The organism is Sphingomonas sp. PP-CE-3G-477 (genome assembly GCF_003050745.1).
Taxonomy (GTDB): Bacteria; Pseudomonadota; Alphaproteobacteria; order Sphingomonadales; family Sphingomonadaceae; genus Sphingomonas.
The window spans coordinates 450,824-467,884 of the sequence record NZ_QAOF01000001.1 but is presented as its reverse complement, the minus strand read 5'-3'; the positions used below and the strand labels follow the sequence as shown (position 1 = coordinate 467,884).

The 17,061-nt window shown below is 64.5% G+C and carries 11 protein-coding genes; 7 read left to right on the top strand and 4 right to left on the bottom strand.

What is annotated here, in order from left to right:
• Positions 1-4: 4 nt before the first annotated feature.
• Positions 5-724, bottom strand: a complete 720-nt coding sequence (locus C8J45_RS02140) for an RluA family pseudouridine synthase (RefSeq protein ID WP_107961684.1) — start codon at positions 722-724, stop codon at positions 5-7.
• Between the two features lie 48 nt (positions 725-772).
• On the opposite strand from C8J45_RS02140, the gene C8J45_RS02135 reads away from it, so the two are divergent.
• Positions 773-1,519 (top strand): M15 family metallopeptidase, encoded by a 747-nt coding sequence (locus tag C8J45_RS02135; protein WP_181321064.1) that lies wholly within the window; start codon positions 773-775, stop codon positions 1,517-1,519.
• Between the two features lie 206 nt (positions 1,520-1,725).
• Here the strand turns inward: C8J45_RS02135 and C8J45_RS02130 are convergent, their stop codons facing one another.
• Positions 1,726-2,208 carry a hemerythrin domain-containing protein gene (locus C8J45_RS02130; protein ID WP_107961682.1) on the bottom strand — a complete coding sequence of 161 codons (483 nt, stop codon included), beginning with the start codon at positions 2,206-2,208 and terminating at the stop codon, positions 1,726-1,728.
• Positions 2,209-2,585: 377 nt separating this feature from the next.
• Here C8J45_RS02130 and rpoB point away from each other — a divergent pair, with 377 nt between their 5' ends.
• The 4 genes from rpoB to C8J45_RS02110 all read left to right on the top strand — a co-directional run bounded on the left by rpoB (position 2,586) and on the right by C8J45_RS02110 (position 12,721).
• Positions 2,586-6,740 carry a DNA-directed RNA polymerase subunit beta gene (rpoB, locus tag C8J45_RS02125; RefSeq protein WP_060526672.1) on the top strand — a complete coding sequence of 1,385 codons (4,155 nt, stop codon included), beginning with the start codon at positions 2,586-2,588 and terminating at the stop codon, positions 6,738-6,740.
• Between the two features lie 131 nt (positions 6,741-6,871).
• Positions 6,872-11,158 (top strand): DNA-directed RNA polymerase subunit beta', encoded by a 4,287-nt coding sequence (gene rpoC, locus C8J45_RS02120; protein WP_107952646.1) that lies wholly within the window; start codon positions 6,872-6,874, stop codon positions 11,156-11,158.
• Positions 11,159-11,483: 325 nt separating this feature from the next.
• Positions 11,484-12,272: a hypothetical protein gene (locus C8J45_RS02115; RefSeq protein ID WP_107961681.1), complete on the top strand. Its 789-nt coding sequence runs from the start codon at positions 11,484-11,486 to the stop codon at positions 12,270-12,272.
• 164 nt (positions 12,273-12,436) lie between these two features.
• On the top strand, positions 12,437-12,721 hold the full coding sequence (locus C8J45_RS02110) for a PilZ domain-containing protein (RefSeq protein WP_107961680.1): 285 nt from the start codon (positions 12,437-12,439) through the stop codon (positions 12,719-12,721).
• A gap of 1 nt (position 12,722) precedes the next feature.
• Here the strand turns inward: C8J45_RS02110 and C8J45_RS02105 are convergent, their stop codons facing one another.
• A complete protein-coding gene (locus tag C8J45_RS02105) occupies positions 12,723-13,472 on the bottom strand; it encodes a metallophosphoesterase (protein ID WP_258191229.1) in 750 nt (249 codons plus the stop codon).
• Between the two features lies 1 nt (position 13,473).
• On the bottom strand, positions 13,474-14,568 hold the full coding sequence (locus C8J45_RS02100) for a catalase family protein (RefSeq protein ID WP_181321063.1): 1,095 nt from the start codon (positions 14,566-14,568) through the stop codon (positions 13,474-13,476).
• Between the two features lie 107 nt (positions 14,569-14,675).
• On the opposite strand from C8J45_RS02100, the gene C8J45_RS02095 reads away from it, so the two are divergent.
• Together C8J45_RS02095 and C8J45_RS02090 are read left to right on the top strand one after the other, a co-directional pair.
• On the top strand, positions 14,676-15,350 hold the full coding sequence (locus C8J45_RS02095) for a fumarylacetoacetate hydrolase family protein (protein ID WP_219907321.1): 675 nt from the start codon (positions 14,676-14,678) through the stop codon (positions 15,348-15,350).
• Between the two features lie 44 nt (positions 15,351-15,394).
• Positions 15,395-17,014 carry an OFA family MFS transporter gene (locus tag C8J45_RS02090; RefSeq protein ID WP_107961677.1) on the top strand — a complete coding sequence of 540 codons (1,620 nt, stop codon included), beginning with the start codon at positions 15,395-15,397 and terminating at the stop codon, positions 17,012-17,014.
• The last annotated feature ends 47 nt before the right edge of the window (positions 17,015-17,061 follow it).

Genomic DNA, 17,061 nt, shown 5'->3' with positions numbered 1-17,061 from the left:
GCTCTCAGCCGTCGGTGGAGTCGGGTGTCGTTACCGCGTCGGCAGTCGGAGCAACGTCTGAAACCGGGGCAGCCTCGTCGGCGAAACCAGCCTTGGCGAACCGCTCGGGCAGCGGCGCTTCGGCGAGCACGTCGGCCTTTCCCGGGCGCGGCACGATCAGCCGCTGCGCGTGGAGCATCATGCCGAGCCCATCCGCCTTGCCATACACGCCGTCACCGACCACCGGCGCACCGAGGCCGCTCGCGGCGTGGACGCGGATCTGGTGCGTGCGGCCAGTCTCGGGGAGGAATTCGACCAGCGAGCGGCCGTCCTTGATCTCGAGCACACGCCATTTGGTGCGCGACTTTTTGCCCTCGGGGTCCTCGACCATCCGCCAGCCGGTCTCGGCCGTGCTGACTTTGCCCAGCGCCATCTCGATCAATCCCGACGCGCCTTCGACCACGCCGTCGAGCAGCGCGACGTAGCGCTTCGAGACGAGGCCCTGCTCGAACGCCTGCTGCAACCGAGCGTGTGCCTTGGGGTTGCGCGACAATAAGAGGCAGCCGCTCGTGTCGCGGTCGAGCCGGTGCACCGCCTTCGGCCAGCGCTGGAAGCCGAACTTCAGGCTTTCGAGATGATTTTCGAGGCTCAGCGAGCCATCGCGGGGCGGATCGACCGGCAGCCCTGCGGGCTTGTCGATCACCAGGGCCTCGCCGTCGAGGAAGAGTACGCGTTCACCATGCATGGCGCCGCCCTTGCCATCATTAGCGCCTGCGTGCCAGAGCTTGCGTTAATGTTGCACCGCACACTGGCCCTCGCGCTCCTGTTCGCCCCCACGATCGCGGAAGCACAATTGTGCGAGGGACAGAGTGCCGCCATCGCGCCCGACGGTCGTGCGTTCGGACATTTGCCATATGGCGATGCGCCCGAGACCGAACTGGTGACGCTGCCATCCGAATATTCAGTGGGCAATCCGTGCGTGGTGCGCGCCGACATATTGCCCGACCTGTTGCGGCTGTTCGCGGCGGCGCAGGGCGATCCTTCGGTGATGGGCCAACTCCGCGCCTTGTCGTGTCAACGATCGATAGCTCGGCAGCGCAGCGTCTTTTGTCGCGGCGAAACCAGCAGCGCGGCCGACCGGGCGATCTCGGTCGCGCCGCCTGGGTACAGCGAGCATTCGACCGGCTACGCGCTCGACTTCGCAGTACGTCCTGCGAACGGGTGTCCCGATGCGGAGGCATGCATGGCCGCTACGCCTGCCGCGCGCTGGCTGCGAGCGAACGCGCCAAGGTTCGGCTTCGAACAGAGCTTCCCCGGCGGCAACAAACAACACGTTAAATGGGAACCGTGGCACTGGCGCTGGGTCGGCGCGAACGAGAGTGCGCCTGGGGCAGCAAAGGCCCGGTTCGTGTTCGCGCGGGCCCGGCGGGAGTATCCGGCGGATCCGGGGGTGTTGCCGTTGGTCGTGAAGGTTACGGTGCAACCGCCGGTGCCGGTGGTTCCGGTGGTGGTTGTGCCGTCGAAGAAGAAGCGGCGGTAGACGGACGGCTGGTTTGATCCGAGATACGGACCCCAAGAGCAATGCCACCTTGGCGAAGGCCGGGGCCTAGTTGGGGAACGTTGCTGATGACGGGCAGCGCTTCGTTATTGCCACCTTTCCAACTGGGCCCCGGCCTTTGCCGGGGTGGTAGCTCTTTTTTGGGGACGAGAATGGGAGCAACCATCCCATTAACCGCCCCGCGCTCTTCAGTGCAGCACCAGCCCACCCGGGCGGACCACGCCATCACGCAGCGCATGGTCATATAGAAGCTCGGTCTCCAGCTTCACCTGATGCGACAATCTATCGAGCATCGACTCCGCCTGAACCCCGAATGCGGCCCAGTCTTTCGGCGAGATCGTCGGCAGCCAGCGGCCAATGAACGCCTTCCAGTCCGAACGGAGGATGTCGAGGTCCTCTTCCATCATCGCGATGGTATCGGCCGAGCAGTGCGCCTCCATCGCCACGACGGTGCGATCGATGACTTCGTCTTCGACGCCGAGGTGGTCGGCAACCGTAACGGCAAGTTCGATCAGTTTGCGCGAGGCGAGCGCGCTCTGCGACTTCGACTGTCGCGCCAGGCCGACGAGTTCGGCACACTGCCCGGCGATCTTCTCGTGATCGTCGATCAGCCGGGTCCAGTTCGCACGGTCCTGGTCGGACGCTGTCCGCACTGCGATCCTATCGTTCATGACGTCGCCTACTCCCCAGCGAATGGCACCCGTTGATGCTAGAAATACGCGTTACATCCTGATGCGGACGCAAATAGCGTCGACCAAGGCTGACGCTATAGTATTTCGGGCAGTGCGACCGTGTCAAAACGACCGTGCCGCGTCCACCCTTTGACATGACGCCACGGCGCGCCTATATCCGCACCTCACCACAGCATCCGGGAAATGACATGCCGTCGCGCAGCGTGTCGATCGTATTGGATACCGAGGTTTCATACGCTGAGAGCCGCCGCACCTGATGCGCGCGGCCTTTTTGCGTGAACGTGCGTCCCGCTTGGGGGTTCCCAAGCACGAAATTACGACTGATCCGTCAGTTTTTATAGGGCGAAACAAAACCTATGGCTTCCAAGGCGATCGAACACGGCACTGCAAAGCGCCGTATCCGCAAGGTTTTCGGCAACATCCACGAAGTCGTGCAGATGCCGAACCTGATCGAAGTCCAGCGCGAGAGCTACGAGCAGTTCCTGCGTTCTGACAAGTCGATCGGCCACGTCTCGGGTCTCGAGAAGACGCTGCGCAGCGTGTTCCCAATCCAGGATTTCGCCGGCACCGCCTATCTCGATTTCGACGATTACGTCCTTGAGCCGCCGAAGTTCGACGTCGAGGAATGCCGCCAGCGCGGGATCACCTATGCCGCGCCGATGCGCGTGACGCTGCGCCTGACCGCGTTCGAGGTCGATCCCGATACCGAGGCCAAGTCGGTCATCGATATCAAGGAGCAGGACGTGTACATGGGCGACATGCCGCTCATGACCGAGAACGGCACGTTCTTCATCAACGGCACCGAGCGCGTCATCGTCAGCCAGATGCACCGTTCGCCGGGCGTCCTGTTCGATCACGATCGCGGCAAGACGCACGCATCGGGCAAGTACCTGTTCGCGGCACGCGTGATCCCGTATCGCGGTTCGTGGCTCGATTTCGAGTTCGACGCGAAGGACATCGTCAACGTCCGCATCGATCGCAAGCGCAAGCTGCCCGTGACGGCGCTGCTCTACGCGCTCGGCATGACGTCCGAAGAGATCCTCAACTATTTCTACAACCGAGTGACGTTCGTCCGCGGCCAGGGTGGCTGGATCGTTCCGTTCCAGGTCGAGAACTGGCGTGGCCAGAAGCCGATGTTCGACATCGTCGATGCGAAGACCGGCGAAGTCGTGTTCCCGAACGGCCAGAAGATCAGCCCCCGCGCCGCGAACAAGGCGTTCAAGGACGGCCTCACCGACCTGCTGATCCCGACCGAGGAAATCTTCGGCCGCTATTCGGCATACGACCTGATCGACGAGTCGACCGGCCGCATCTACATCGAAGCCGGTGACGAAGTTACGTCCGAGAACCTCGAACTGCTCGACCAGGCAGGCATCGAGCGTCTCGACCTGCTCGACATCGATCACGTCGCGACCGGTCCGTGGATCCGCAACACGCTCAAGGTCGACAAGGCCGAAGAGCGCGAGCAGGCGCTGTCCGACATCTACCGCGTGATGCGCCCCGGCGAGCCGCCGACGCTGGAGACCGCCGAGGCATTGTTCTCGGGTCTGTTCTTCGATCCGGATCGCTACGATCTGTCGGCTGTCGGCCGCGTGAAGCTCAACATGCGTCTCGACCTCGACGTCGAGGACACCGTGACGACGCTGCGTACCGAGGACATTCTCGAGGTCATCAAGACGCTCGTGAACCTCAAGGACGGCAAGGGCGAAATCGACGATATCGACAACCTCGGTAACCGTCGTGTCCGTTCGGTCGGCGAGCTGCTCGAGAACCAGTACCGCGTCGGCCTGCTCCGCATGGAGCGCGCCGTGAAGGAGCGCATGTCGTCGGTCGATGTCTCGACGGTCATGCCGAACGATCTGATCAACGCGAAGCCTGCGGTTGCCGCGGTCCGCGAATTCTTCGGCTCGTCGCAGCTGTCGCAGTTCATGGATCAGACCAACCCGCTGTCGGAAGTCACCCACAAGCGTCGCGTGTCGGCACTTGGACCAGGTGGTCTAACGCGTGAGCGCGCCGGCTTTGAAGTCCGCGACGTTCATCCGACGCATTACGGCCGCATCTGCCCGATCGAGACGCCGGAAGGCCCGAACATCGGCCTGATCAACTCGCTCGCCAGCTTCTCGCGAGTGAACAAGTACGGCTTCATCGAGACTCCGTACCGCAAGGTCGTGGATCACAAGGTGACCGACGACGTCGTGTACCTGTCGGCGATGGAAGAGGCCAAGCACACGATCGCGCAGGCCAACGCCGAGCTCGATTCGTCGAACGGCTTCGTCGAGGAACTGGTGTCGTCGCGTCAGGCTGGCGAATTCCTGATGGCGCTGCCGGACAACATCACGCTGATGGACGTCAGCCCCAAGCAGCTCGTCTCGGTCGCCGCATCGCTCATTCCGTTCCTGGAAAACGATGACGCCAACCGCGCGCTGATGGGCTCGAACATGCAGCGTCAGGCCGTGCCGCTCGTCCAGGCCGAGGCGCCGTTCGTCGGCACCGGCATGGAAGAGACCGTGGCACGTGACTCTGGTGCAGCGATTTCGGCAAAGCGTGCGGGCATCGTCGACCAGGTCGACGCGGCGCGTATCGTGATCCGGGCGACCGGCGAGATCGATGCCGGCAAGTCGGGCGTCGACATCTACACGCTGATGAAGTTCCAGCGCTCGAACCAGTCGACCTGCATCAACCAGCGTCCGCTGGTGAAGGTGGGCGATGCGGTTCGTGCCGGCGACGTGCTCGCCGACGGCCCGTCGACCGAGTTCGGCGAGCTGGCGTTGGGTCGCAACAGCCTCGTCGCGTTCATGCCGTGGAACGGCTACAACTACGAGGATTCGATCCTGATCTCCGAGCGGATCGTGAAGGACGACGTGTTCACGTCGATCCATATCGACGAGTTCGAGGTGATGGCTCGCGACACGAAGCTCGGGCCTGAGGACATCACGCGCGATATCCCGAACGTCGGCGAGGAAGCCCTGCGCAACCTCGACGAGGCGGGCATCGTCTACATCGGTGCAGAGGTCGAGCCGGGCGATATTCTCGCCGGCAAGATCACGCCGAAGGGTGAATCGCCGATGACGCCAGAGGAGAAGCTTCTCCGTGCGATCTTCGGCGAGAAGGCCAGCGACGTGCGCGATACGTCGCTTCGCCTGCCGCCGGGCGTGTCGGGTACGGTCGTCGACGTTCGCGTCTTCAACCGTCACGGCATCGACAAGGACGAGCGCGCGATGGCGATCGAGCGCGAGGAGATCGAGCGCCTGAAGAAGGATTCGGACGACGAGCGTTCGATCCTGAACCGTGCGACCTGGTCGCGTCTTCGCGAGATGCTGCTCGACCAGACCGCCACCTCGGCGCCGAAGGGCGTCAAGAAGGGCGTCGTGATCGACATGGATCTGCTCGACAGCGTCGACCGCCACGAGTGGTGGAAGTTCGCGGTCGCCGACGACAAGGTCCAGAGCGATCTGGAAGCAGTCAAGATCCAGTATGACGATGCAGCCAAGCTGATCACGGACAAGTTCCATGATCGTCGCGAGAAGCTGGAGCGTGGTGACGAGCTGTCGCCGGGCGTGCTGAAGATGGTCAAGGTGTTCGTCGCGGTGAAGCGCAAGCTGCAGCCGGGCGACAAGATGGCCGGCCGTCACGGCAACAAGGGCGTCATCAGCCGCATCCTGCCGGCGGAGGACATGCCGTTCCTCGCCGACGGTACGCCGGTAGATATCGTGCTCAACCCGCTGGGCGTGCCGTCGCGCATGAACGTCGGTCAGATCTTCGAGACGCATCTGGGCTGGGCCGCACGTGGCCTGGGTCAGTCGATCACCGCGGCTCTGGAGACGTGGCGTGAAGAGAACCCGGATGCGAAGCCGGGTGCGATGCCGGAGGCGGTCCGCGATCGCCTCAAGACGGTGTACGGCGAGCAGTATCACGCCGAGATCGACGCCCGCACGGGTGACGAGATCGTCGAGCTGGCCAAGAACCTGAAGGGCGGCGTGCCGATGGCGACGCCGGTGTTCGATGGTGCCCGCGAAGCCGATGTGTCGGCGATGCTGGCGCTGGCGGGCCTCGACACGTCGGGCCAGTCGGACCTGTTCGACGGCCGCACCGGCGATCAGTTCGATCGCAAGGTGACGGTGGGCTACATCTACATGCTGAAGCTCCACCATCTGGTCGACGACAAGATCCACGCACGGTCGATCGGGCCGTACAGCCTCGTCACGCAGCAGCCGCTGGGTGGTAAGGCGCAGTTCGGTGGGCAGCGCTTCGGCGAGATGGAGGTCTGGGCACTCCAGGCCTACGGCGCGGCATATACCTTGCAGGAAATGCTGACGGTGAAGTCGGACGACGTGGTCGGCCGCACCAAGGTCTATGAGGCGATCGTCAAGGGCGACGACACGTTCGAGGCCGGCATCCCGGAGAGCTTCAACGTGCTCGTCAAGGAAATGCGCTCGCTCGGCCTGAATGTGGACCTGAAGCAGTCGGAGCCCGGCTTCGACAGCGACGGCATCCAGATCGCGGCGGAGTAAGCCTCAACTCCTCCCCTCCCGCTTGCGGGAGGGGTCGGGGGAGGGCCTGTCCCCGCAGGCACCACCCCGAGAGGCTACGACATCCCCTCCCCTAGCCCCTCCCGCCATGCGGAAGGGGAATGGAGAATAAAATGAACGAGATGACCCCCTTCGCCAATCCGGTCGCCAAGACCGAGACGTTCGACCAGATCCAGATCGGCATCGCGTCCCCGGACAAGATCCGTTCGTGGTCGTTCGGCGAGATCAAGAAGCCCGAGACCATCAACTATCGCACGTTCAAGCCCGAGCGTGACGGCCTGTTCTGCGCGCGCATCTTCGGTCCGATCAAGGATTACGAGTGCCTGTGCGGCAAGTACAAGCGCATGAAGTACAAGGGCATCGTCTGCGAGAAGTGCGGCGTCGAGGTTACCGTCTCGAAGGTGCGCCGCGAGCGGATGGGCCATATCGAGCTCGCCGCCCCGGTCGCGCACATCTGGTTCCTGAAGTCGCTGCCGTCGCGCATCGGCCTGCTGCTCGACATGCAGCTGAAGCAGCTCGAGCGCGTGCTGTACTTCGAGGCGTACATCGTCATCGAGCCGGGCCTGACCCCGCTCGAGAAGTACCAGCTGATGACCGAGGACGAGCTCCTCGACGCGCAGGACCAGTATGGCGAGGACGCGTTCTCGGCCGGTATCGGTGCCGAAGCGGTCCGCATCATGCTTGAGTCGCTCGATCTCGTCGGTGAGCGTACCGCGCTGCTCGAAGAGCTCGCGGTCACCAAGTCCGAGCTGAAGCCCAAGAAGATCATCAAGCGCCTGAAGGTCGTCGAGAGCTTCATCGATTCGGGCAACCGTCCCGAGTGGATGATCCTCGAGGTCGTTCCGGTCATCCCGCCCGAGCTGCGCCCGCTGGTGCCGCTGGACGGTGGTCGTTTCGCGACGTCGGATCTGAACGATCTGTATCGCCGCGTGATCAACCGCAACAACCGCCTGAAGCGCCTGATGGAGCTTCGTGCGCCGGACATCATCGTCCGCAACGAGAAGCGCATGCTCCAGGAGGCCGTCGACGCACTGTTCGACAACGGCCGTCGTGGTCGCACGATCACGGGCGCCAACAAGCGTCCGCTGAAGTCGCTGTCCGACATGCTCAAGGGCAAGCAGGGCCGCTTCCGTCAGAACCTTCTCGGCAAGCGCGTCGATTATTCGGGTCGTTCGGTTATCGTGACCGGGCCTGAGCTGAAGCTGCACCAGTGCGGCCTGCCAAAGAAGATGGCGCTCGAGCTGTTCAAGCCGTTCATCTACGCACGTCTCGATGCGAAGGGTCTGTCGATGACCCTGAAGCAGGCGAAGAAGTGGGTCGAGAAGGAGCGCAAGGAAGTCTGGGATATCCTGGACGAGGTGATCCGCGAGCATCCGGTCATGCTGAACCGTGCGCCGACGCTTCACCGTCTGGGCATCCAGGCGTTCGAGCCGGTTCTGATCGAGGGCAAGGCGATCCAGCTTCACCCGCTGGTCTGCTCCGCGTTCAACGCCGATTTCGACGGCGATCAGATGGCCGTGCACGTCCCGCTGAGCCTCGAGGCCCAGCTCGAAGCGCGCGTCCTGATGATGTCGACGAACAACATCCTGTCGCCCGCCAACGGCAAGCCGATCATCGTTCCGTCGCAGGACATGGTCCTCGGTCTCTATTATCTGTCGATGATGAAGGAGAACGAGCCGGGCCAGGGGATGCTGCTCGGCGACATGGCCGAAGTGCATCAGGCGCTGAACGCTCAGGCGGTCACGCTGCACACCAAGGTCATCAGCCGCGTTCCGCAGACCGACGAGAAGGGCAAGCAGTACCTCAAGCGGTACGAGACGACCCCGGGCCGCATGCTGCTCGGCGAGTGCCTGCCGCACAGCCACAAGGTGCCGTTCGACACCGTCAACCGCCTCCTCACCAAGAAGGACGTGGGCGACGTGATCGACGAGGTCTATCGTCACACCGGCCAGAAGGAGACCGTGCTGTTCGCCGACGCGATCATGTCGCTCGGCTTCCGCCACGCGTTCCGCGCCGGCATCTCGTTCGGCAAGGACGACATGATCATTCCGGACGCCAAGGTTGGTCTGGTCGACGACACCAAGGCGCTCGTGAAGGACTTCGAGCAGCAGTATCAGGACGGCCTGATCACGCAGCAGGAGAAGTACAACAAGGTGATCGACGCCTGGAGCCGTTGCGGTGACCAGGTCGCGAACGCCATGATGGACGAGATCCGTGCGGTGAAGGTCGACGAGGAAACCGGCCGTGAAAAGCCGATCAACTCGATCTACATGATGGCCCATTCGGGTGCTCGTGGTTCGCAGGCGCAGATCAAGCAGCTTGCCGGTATGCGTGGCCTTATGGCCAAGCCGTCGGGCGAGATCATCGAGACGCCGATCATCTCGAACTTCAAGGAAGGCCTGACCGTCCTCGAATACTTCAACTCGACCCACGGCGCTCGCAAGGGCCTCGCGGATACGGCGTTGAAGACGGCGAACTCGGGGTATCTCACCCGTCGTCTGGTCGACGTGTCGCAGGATTGCGTCATCATCGAACCGGATTGCGGCACGACCCGCGCGCTGGAGATGAAGGCCATTCTTCAGGGTGGTTCGACGATCGCAAGCCTCGGCGAGCGCATCCTCGGTCGTACGACTGCGGAAGACATCGTCGATCCGAAGACCGGCAAGGTCGTCATCCCGTCGGGCACGCTGCTCGACGAGCCGATGATCACGACGATCGAAGGCCTCGGCACGCAGTCGTGCAAGATCCGCAGCCCGCTGGTCTGCGAATCGAAGATTGGCGTCTGCGGCAAGTGCTATGGGCGCGATCTCGCCCGCGGTACGCCGGTCAACATCGGTGAAGCTGTCGGCGTCATCGCCGCGCAGTCGATCGGTGAGCCGGGCACGCAGCTGACGATGCGTACGTTCCACATCGGTGGTGCGGCGCAGCTCAACGAAACGTCGAACCTCGAGGCTCACGCTGACGGTACGGTGCAGTTCCGCGATCTGCGTATCATCGTCGACCAGCGTGGCCGTCGCGTGGTGCTCAGCCGCTCGGGTGAAATCGCGATCGTCGACATGGACGGCCGCGAGCTTTCGGTCGATCGCATCCCTTACGGTGCGTACGTGCTGTTCGACGATGGTCACATCGTGTCGCGCGGCGATCGGATGGCCGAGTGGGATCCGTTCACCATGCCGGTGATCACGGAGAACCCGGGCACGATCAAGTATGTCGACCTGATCGAGGGCAAGACGCTCACCGAGCAGACCGACGAAGCCACGGGCATCGCCCAGCGCGTCGTGATCGAATATCGTGCGGCGACCAAGTCGAAGGAGGATCTGCGTCCGCGCATGACCCTGCTCGACGAGACGTCGGGCGAGACCGGTCGTTACATGCTGGCGATCGGCGCGACGTTGTCGGTCGAGGATGGCGCACAGGTGTTCGGCGGTGACGTCGTGGCCCGCGTCAGCCGCGAGAGCGCCAAGACGCGCGACATCACCGGTGGTCTGCCGCGTGTTGCCGAGCTGTTCGAGGCACGCATCCCCAAGGACTCGGCGATCATCGCCAAGATCTCGGGCCGCGTCGTGTTCGGCAAGGACTACAAGGCGAAGCGCAAGATCGGCATCCAGCCCGAGGATGGCGGCGACGTCGTCGAGTATCTGGTGCCGAAGTCGAAGGTGATCGACGTTCAGGAAGGCGATTACGTCAAGCGCGGCGACAACCTGATCGGCGGCTCGCCCGATCCGCACGACATCCTCGAGACGATGGGCATCGAACCCCTCGCCGAGTATCTCGTGTCGGAAATCCAGGAGGTCTATCGTCTCCAGGGCGTGAAGATCAACGACAAGCACATCGAGACGATCGTTCGTCAGATGCTGCAGAAGGTCGAGATCACCGACGGCGGCGACACCACGCTGCTGAAGGGCGAGCAGGTCGATCGCGAGGAAATGGACGCGACCAACGAGAAGCTCGAGAAGAAGCAGACCCGCGCACAGGGCAAGCCCATCCTGCTCGGCATCACCAAGGCGTCGCTGCAGACCCGCAGCTTCATCTCGGCAGCGTCGTTCCAGGAGACCACCCGCGTCCTCACCGAGGCAGCGGTCCAGGGTAAGCAGGACATGCTGATGGGCCTGAAGGAGAACGTGATCGTCGGCCGGCTCATCCCGGCAGGCACCGGTGCAGGCCTCAACCGCCTGCGTGTCGTGGCCAACAGCCGCGACGCCGCGATGCGCGTCCAGCAGCGCAAGATGGCGGAGGTGTCGATCGTGGCACCGATGTCGGCTGCCGACGAGCATGCTGCCGAACTGGCACGTTCGCCGCGTGATGCAGGCGGCGCAGGCGAGGATCCGCTCGCAGCGGTCGTCACCTCGGGCACCGGCACCGACGCGGATGCCGGCGAGTATCTGAACGAAGCCGAGTAATCGGTTTCGTCAGACGCCTTCCGCGCTGACTAAAGAAAAGGCCGCCGTCCGGGATACCGGGCGGCGGCCTTTTTCGTTTGCGAGGTCGCCGGGGTCATCACCCTCACCCTTCCCACCCGGCAAGAGCCCGGGCTGGGCCTTCCCTTCCATCGGGAAAGGAGGAGACGCCCAAAGTGGCGATGGCTGAGGCCGTCCCCATTCGGGTCCGATCCCGCTCTCTGCACGATGCGGCCAAGTGGCGTTCTGGCCTCCGGCGAATGAACTCTTGGTCATCAGGTCGTTGCCATGTTGCGGGGCGGGCGCCGCCGGGCTAGGCGAACGGCCGATGCGGTCGGCGTACCATCCTTCGTCGAGCGAGACGCGCGTTTCCACGCGACGTCGCAGTGCCGCGCTCGTGCTGACGGTGATCGCGCACATACTGATCATCCTGCTGCTGTTGCGACTGGCCCCGTCAGCCGTCGTCAAGCCGGAGGAACGGCGCGGTCCGGTCACGTTCCAGATGGCGCCCGACCAAAGCACGCCTACCCCCGCGAAGCGCACGCCGTCGCCGACCAAGCAGAAACGCGCCAGCGGTGGCTCCCCGCCGCGGGCGGCACCGCGCGCCGAGTCCGCGCAGGCGCCCCCTGCCCCGGCGAAATCTCCGCCGCCGCTGCCGATCAAGATGCTGGGCGGGATGGAAATGTTCGACGCGGCCGATATCTCGAAGATGCCCGCGCATCCCGAAGACCAGCTTGCCGGGGGGGATGGCGGGAGCGGGACGGGGAAGGGTCAGGACAGTGGTTCGGCCTATGGTCCTGGCGAAGGGCCGGGCGGCCAGCGGCTGTACAACGCCGAATGGTACCGCGAGCCCACCCATGCCGAACTCGCCGAGTTCCTGCCCAACGGTGCGCCGCCGGGCGGCTGGGCGCTGATTGCCTGCAAGACGATCGCGAACTACCAGGTCGAGAACTGCCGGTCGCTCGGCGAATCTCCGATCGGGTCCGGTCTTTCGCGTGCGATGCGGCAAAGCGCCTGGCAATTCCGCATCCGCCCGCCCCGCGTCGGCGGCAAGCCGATGATCGGCGCCTGGGTCAGGATCCGGATCGACTTCACGCAGAGCGGCGACAAGAAATAGTCGCGTGCCACCATTTTTCGGCAGAAATATCGCCAGTGCTATGGAAACACGAACCGACCGCGGGCATTTTCAGCCCATGACGACCGATCCCAGCGACAAACCGCCCTCGCTCGCCCGCGCCACACGGACAAGCGTGATGCTGAGCGCGGACGTGTTTCGCGTCAATCGCGACGGGGGCAAGCCAGCACCGCGTCACCAACATCTCCGAAACCGGCCTTTGCATCGCGCAGGCTGGTGACCTGGACGCCGGTGCCGTGGTCGTCGTCGCGATCGGGTCGATCGTACCGACCGCCGCCGACGTGGTGTGGGTCAGGAGTGGGCTGGCAGGGCTGGCTTTCCAAAAGCCCATCGACGTTTCGGAAGCGCGGCGCAAACGGCCGTCCGGCAGCACATTGCGCGCCCCTGTCGCCGGATGGCTCACCGAACTCAACAGCCCTTATAAAAAATAACCTACAGCGTACGCGGAACCGTCTCGAACTGCCCCCCCTCGACGCGGATCTCGTTGAACGCAGGCGGGCTGCCACGCGTGCGCTTCGACAGCGTGCCCGCACCGATCATGCGGATGATCCGGCCTGCGCGCTCGACCGGCACGTCGAACGGGTCGTGGACGTGGCCTGACAACACCGCATGTGCACCAGCCTCGGCCAGTGCCGTCAGTGCCTCGTCGCCATGACGTGTCTTCGCCGTCCCCATGGTGCCGCCCTCGATCAGCGGGTGATGCGCGCCGATGAGGATCAGATTGCCCTCCGGCACGTCCGCGATCATCGCCAGGGCACGCTTGAGCGATCCGGGGCTGACGCGGCCCTTCGACCAGTTCCAGCGCCACTGCGCCCGCGCCGTCGTTTTCAACGGCACGACGGTAACGCCGGGGAGTTCCAGCGGCTTCTCGATCATCTGCTCGACCGCTGCGTAGCGCTGGTACGGCGCGAACAGCCGGCGGAACGGATCCCAGTAATAGGGGATGTCGTGGTTGCCGACCTCGAGCGTCACCGGCACGCCGAGCGACCGCAGCCAGTCGCCGCCCTGCTGGAACTCGTCCTTCGTCGCGCGCATCGTCAGGTCGCCGGTCATGATGACCGCGTCGGGCTTTTCTTCCGCGACACGCTCGGAGAACCAGGCGATCGCCACCGGGTCCTCCGCGCCGAAATGCACGTCGCTGACGTGGAACAGCTTCATGCCGGCGCGCCCCGTTTCTATCATCTCAGGCAATTTCGGACAGCTTGGCGGGCTCGTGCATCGGGCATCCGTTGAACTGGCCACGGAAGTCCGCCGACTGCTTGTACGTTTCCTTGCGCGCGCGATTCACGCCACCGAGCGGCTGATGCGCGGTGATACCGTGCCAGATGCTGTACGACAGCGCGTCGTCGGTGCGATCCGTCACCCCGTGCTCCCACGATAGCTGCGGCGGGATTTCGAGCGTTGCGACGGTCACGAACGGGCTCTGCTCCTCGTCCCAGACCGCCGAAGCATCCTCGATCGGCATCGAATCGAGGTCCGTGTTGAGTTGGACGCGGAATTCCCAGGTGCCGCCATGCTCGATCATCTCTTCGCCGACGACTTCGCGCAAGGCATCCGGCCGTGCCGAGACGTTCACGGTGTCGCCCGTCAGACGCGTGATCCCGGGCGAAACGGGGAACAGCGCGACCTTCGCGATATAGTCGCCGTGGCGGAACGGCGTCTGCGAATAATAGGTCTCGCCGAGCGGATGGACGGGCTTTGCGCCGCCGAGCCGGGACAACGTCGTGGACCGAGCGCCGACCGCTTCGAGCGCCGACTCGACCACGCGGAAGGTCGCCGACATCGCCTTCTTCACGCCCTCGAACCGATCGGTCGTCTTCGACAGGAGTTTGAGGCTCTTGGCGAACGACTTGGCATCGGGCGCGGCAAACGCCGGGCCGTTGACCATGATGAAGTCCTGCGTCGTATCGCCTTCCGACCCCGGCAGCCGCGCACCGTCGACGTCCAGGATCTTCAGCGCGAGACCGCGCGGCAGGCTGATGCTGTCGTCGAGAATGTCGCCGGCGTTGGTCGAGATGCGGATGATCGCCTCGTGCGCGCCAGGCGTCGCGAAGATACCCTGCGCGAGTTCGGATGGGAGATTATCGGCGATCGTGAACGTCCCGCGCGCGATGCCGTGCGCCTTTGCATGCACCGAGCGGACCGCGTGGCCGTAATCCTGCGACGTGGTCTCCAGGATGTCCTGGAACGAGTCCTTCAGACCCTGCAACGTCTCCTGCTCGTCGGACGCGATCGTCTCCACGGACGGATCGAAACGGACGGGCGGGTTGCTGGGCATGCATATCTCCTCGGGGTACGCATCGGTAACCCGTTGCCCCGGCGGACGTTCCGCTTTCGTTGCAAACCGGGCGCCAACGCGTGATGAAGGCCGCCAAAGGAGCCATCATGCACATCCCACACGTCACCGCGCCGACCGTCGCGATCGCCGGCACCACCGACCGCTTTCCCGTCCGCCGGATCTTCTGCGTCGGCCAGAACTATGCCGACCACGCCCGGGAGATGGGCTCCGACCCCGACCGGCAGGAACCGTTCTTCTTTTCCAAGCCCGCCGATGCGGTCGTCGCGAACGGCAGTACGCTGCCCTTCCCGCCCAAGACCGAAGACCTGCACCACGAAGTCGAGTTGGTGATCGCGCTTGGTAAGGGCGGCAAGGATATCGCGGTCGAGGATGCCGCTGCGACGATCTTCGGGGCTGGCGTCGGCATCGACCTGACGCGCCGCGATCTCCAGGCGGCGGCGAAGAAGGCAGGACGGCCGTGGGACATGGCGAAGGGCTTCGATCGCTCCGCACCCGTCGGCGCGCTCACGCCGGGCGTACCCGCCACCAAGGGCAGCATCGCACTCGCGATCGACGGCGAGACACGTCAGTCCGGCGACCTGTCGATGATGATCTGGAGCGTGCCCGAGATCATCGCGACGCTGTCCACCTTCGTCGAGCTGGCGCCGGGCGATTTGATCTTCACCGGTACCCCCGCCGGTGTCGGACCGATCCAGCGCGGGCAGACCGTGCGCGCGACGATCGACGGGTTCGAAACACTGGAGGTGACATTCGCCGCGTGATCGCCCATCGTCAGGCGCATAAACGATACTAAACAGGGGGTTGCATGCCGGACACGAGAGACCTGGGCGCGGAGGGCTTTCTCAGCAGGGCCCGAACCGTCGCCGCACCCGGCTTCAACCGCTGGCTGGTGCCGCCCTGCGCACTCGCGATCCACCTGTGCATCGGCATGGCGTACGGGTTCAGCGTGTTCTGGCTGCCGCTGTCGCGCGCGATCGGGATCACCGATCCGGTCGCCTGCCCCAATCTCTCGCTGCTCGGCGCGCTGACCACCACGACCTGCGACTGGCGGGTCAGCGACCTCGTCTGGACGTACACGCTGTTCTTCGTCGTACTCGGCGCCGCCGCCGCGATCTGGGGCGGCTGGCTCGAACGCGCCGGCCCGCGGAAAGCCGGCGTCGTCGCGGCGTTCTGCTGGTGTGGCGGCATGGGCATCGCCGCGATCGGCATTTCCACGCATCAGCTCTGGCTGATCTGGCTCGGGTCGGGCGTGATCGGCGGGATCGGGCTTGGCCTCGGCTACATCTCGCCCGTCTCGACGCTGATCAAATGGTTTCCCGACCGGCGCGGCATGGCGACCGGCATGGCGATCATGGGCTTTGGCGGCGGCGCGATGATCGGCGGACCGCTCGCCGACTTGCTGATGAAGCATTTCGCGAGCCCGACGGGCGTCGGCGTCTGGCAGACGTTCCTCGTCCTGGCCTGCGTCTATTTCTTGTTCATGATGGCCGGCGCGATTGGCTACCGCGTCCCCGCCGAGGGTTGGGCGCCCGCCGGCTGGACCGCGCCGACGAGTGCCAAGGCATCGATCAGCCGCTTCAACGTCGCACTGTCGGATGCGCACCGCACGCCGCAATTCTGGCTGGTGTGGCTGGTGCTGTTCTTCAACGTGTCCGCGTCGATCGGGATCATCGGTATCGCCTCGCCGATGTTGCAGGAGCTGTTCGGCGGACGCCTGATCGACGCGCCGAGCGTGTTGTTCACTGCGTTCGACGACGACCAGAAGAAGGCGGCGGCGGCGGTCGGCGCGGGCTTCGTCGGGGCTATCAGCCTGTTCAACATCGGCGGGCGGTTCTTCTGGGCTTGGTTGTCCGATCGGATCGGGCGCAAACCCCTGTTCGCGACGATCCTTGCAGCAGGCGCGGTGCTCTACGGTTTCGCCGCACCGGCGCTGGCGGGCACCACGCTGGGCCTGTTCATCCTGGTCTTCTGCATCCTCGCCTCGATGTACGGCGGCGGGTTCGCGACGGCGCCTGCGTATCTCGCCGATCTGTTCGGGACCAAGTATGTCGGCGCGATCCATGGGCGGTTGCTGACCGCCTGGTCGACCGCGGGCGTGGTCGGGCCATTGCTCGTCGCGAACATGCGTGACCGCGCGATCGCGGCGGGCGTGCCTCGCAGCGATATCTACCCGCCGATCTTTCTGGTGCTGGCGGCGATGCTAGTTGCGGGGTTCGTCGCGAACCTGTTCGTCCGGCCGGTAGCTGCCAAGTTCCACATGGCGGCGGATGACCGGCCGATCGCGGTCGAAACGGTGGCCGGCGGTACGGCTGCTGCGGCAACCGGGACGTCGCCGATCGTCGTGTTCGCATGGCTGGCAGTCGGACTGCCGATCCTCTGGGGGATCTACATGACGCTGTCGAAGGCGTTGATCCTGCTCAAATAGGACGCAACCTATCCGCGCCGACATGGGTTGCCCCTGCTCAATCTTCA

Bases quoted from the DNA above. Each gene is read 5' to 3' on its own strand.
- C8J45_RS02115 (WP_107961681.1), top strand. From the start codon at position 11,484: ATGCGGTCGGCGTACCATCCTTCGTCGAGCGAGACGCGCGTTTCCACG.
- C8J45_RS02090 (WP_107961677.1), top strand. From the start codon at position 15,395: ATGCCGGACACGAGAGACCTGGGCGCGGAGGGCTTTCTCAGCAGGGCC.
- C8J45_RS02140 (WP_107961684.1), bottom strand. From the start codon at position 724: ATGCATGGTGAACGCGTACTCTTCCTCGACGGCGAGGCCCTGGTGATC.
- C8J45_RS02130 (WP_107961682.1), bottom strand. From the start codon at position 2,208: ATGAACGATAGGATCGCAGTGCGGACAGCGTCCGACCAGGACCGTGCG.
- rpoC (WP_107952646.1), top strand. From the start codon at position 6,872: ATGAACGAGATGACCCCCTTCGCCAATCCGGTCGCCAAGACCGAGACG.
- C8J45_RS02105 (WP_258191229.1), bottom strand. From the start codon at position 13,472: ATGATAGAAACGGGGCGCGCCGGCATGAAGCTGTTCCACGTCAGCGAC.
- C8J45_RS02135 (WP_181321064.1), top strand. From the start codon at position 773: ATGTTGCACCGCACACTGGCCCTCGCGCTCCTGTTCGCCCCCACGATC.
- C8J45_RS02095 (WP_219907321.1), top strand. From the start codon at position 14,676: ATGCACATCCCACACGTCACCGCGCCGACCGTCGCGATCGCCGGCACC.
- C8J45_RS02100 (WP_181321063.1), bottom strand. From the start codon at position 14,568: ATGCCCAGCAACCCGCCCGTCCGTTTCGATCCGTCCGTGGAGACGATC.
- rpoB (WP_060526672.1), top strand. From the start codon at position 2,586: ATGGCTTCCAAGGCGATCGAACACGGCACTGCAAAGCGCCGTATCCGC.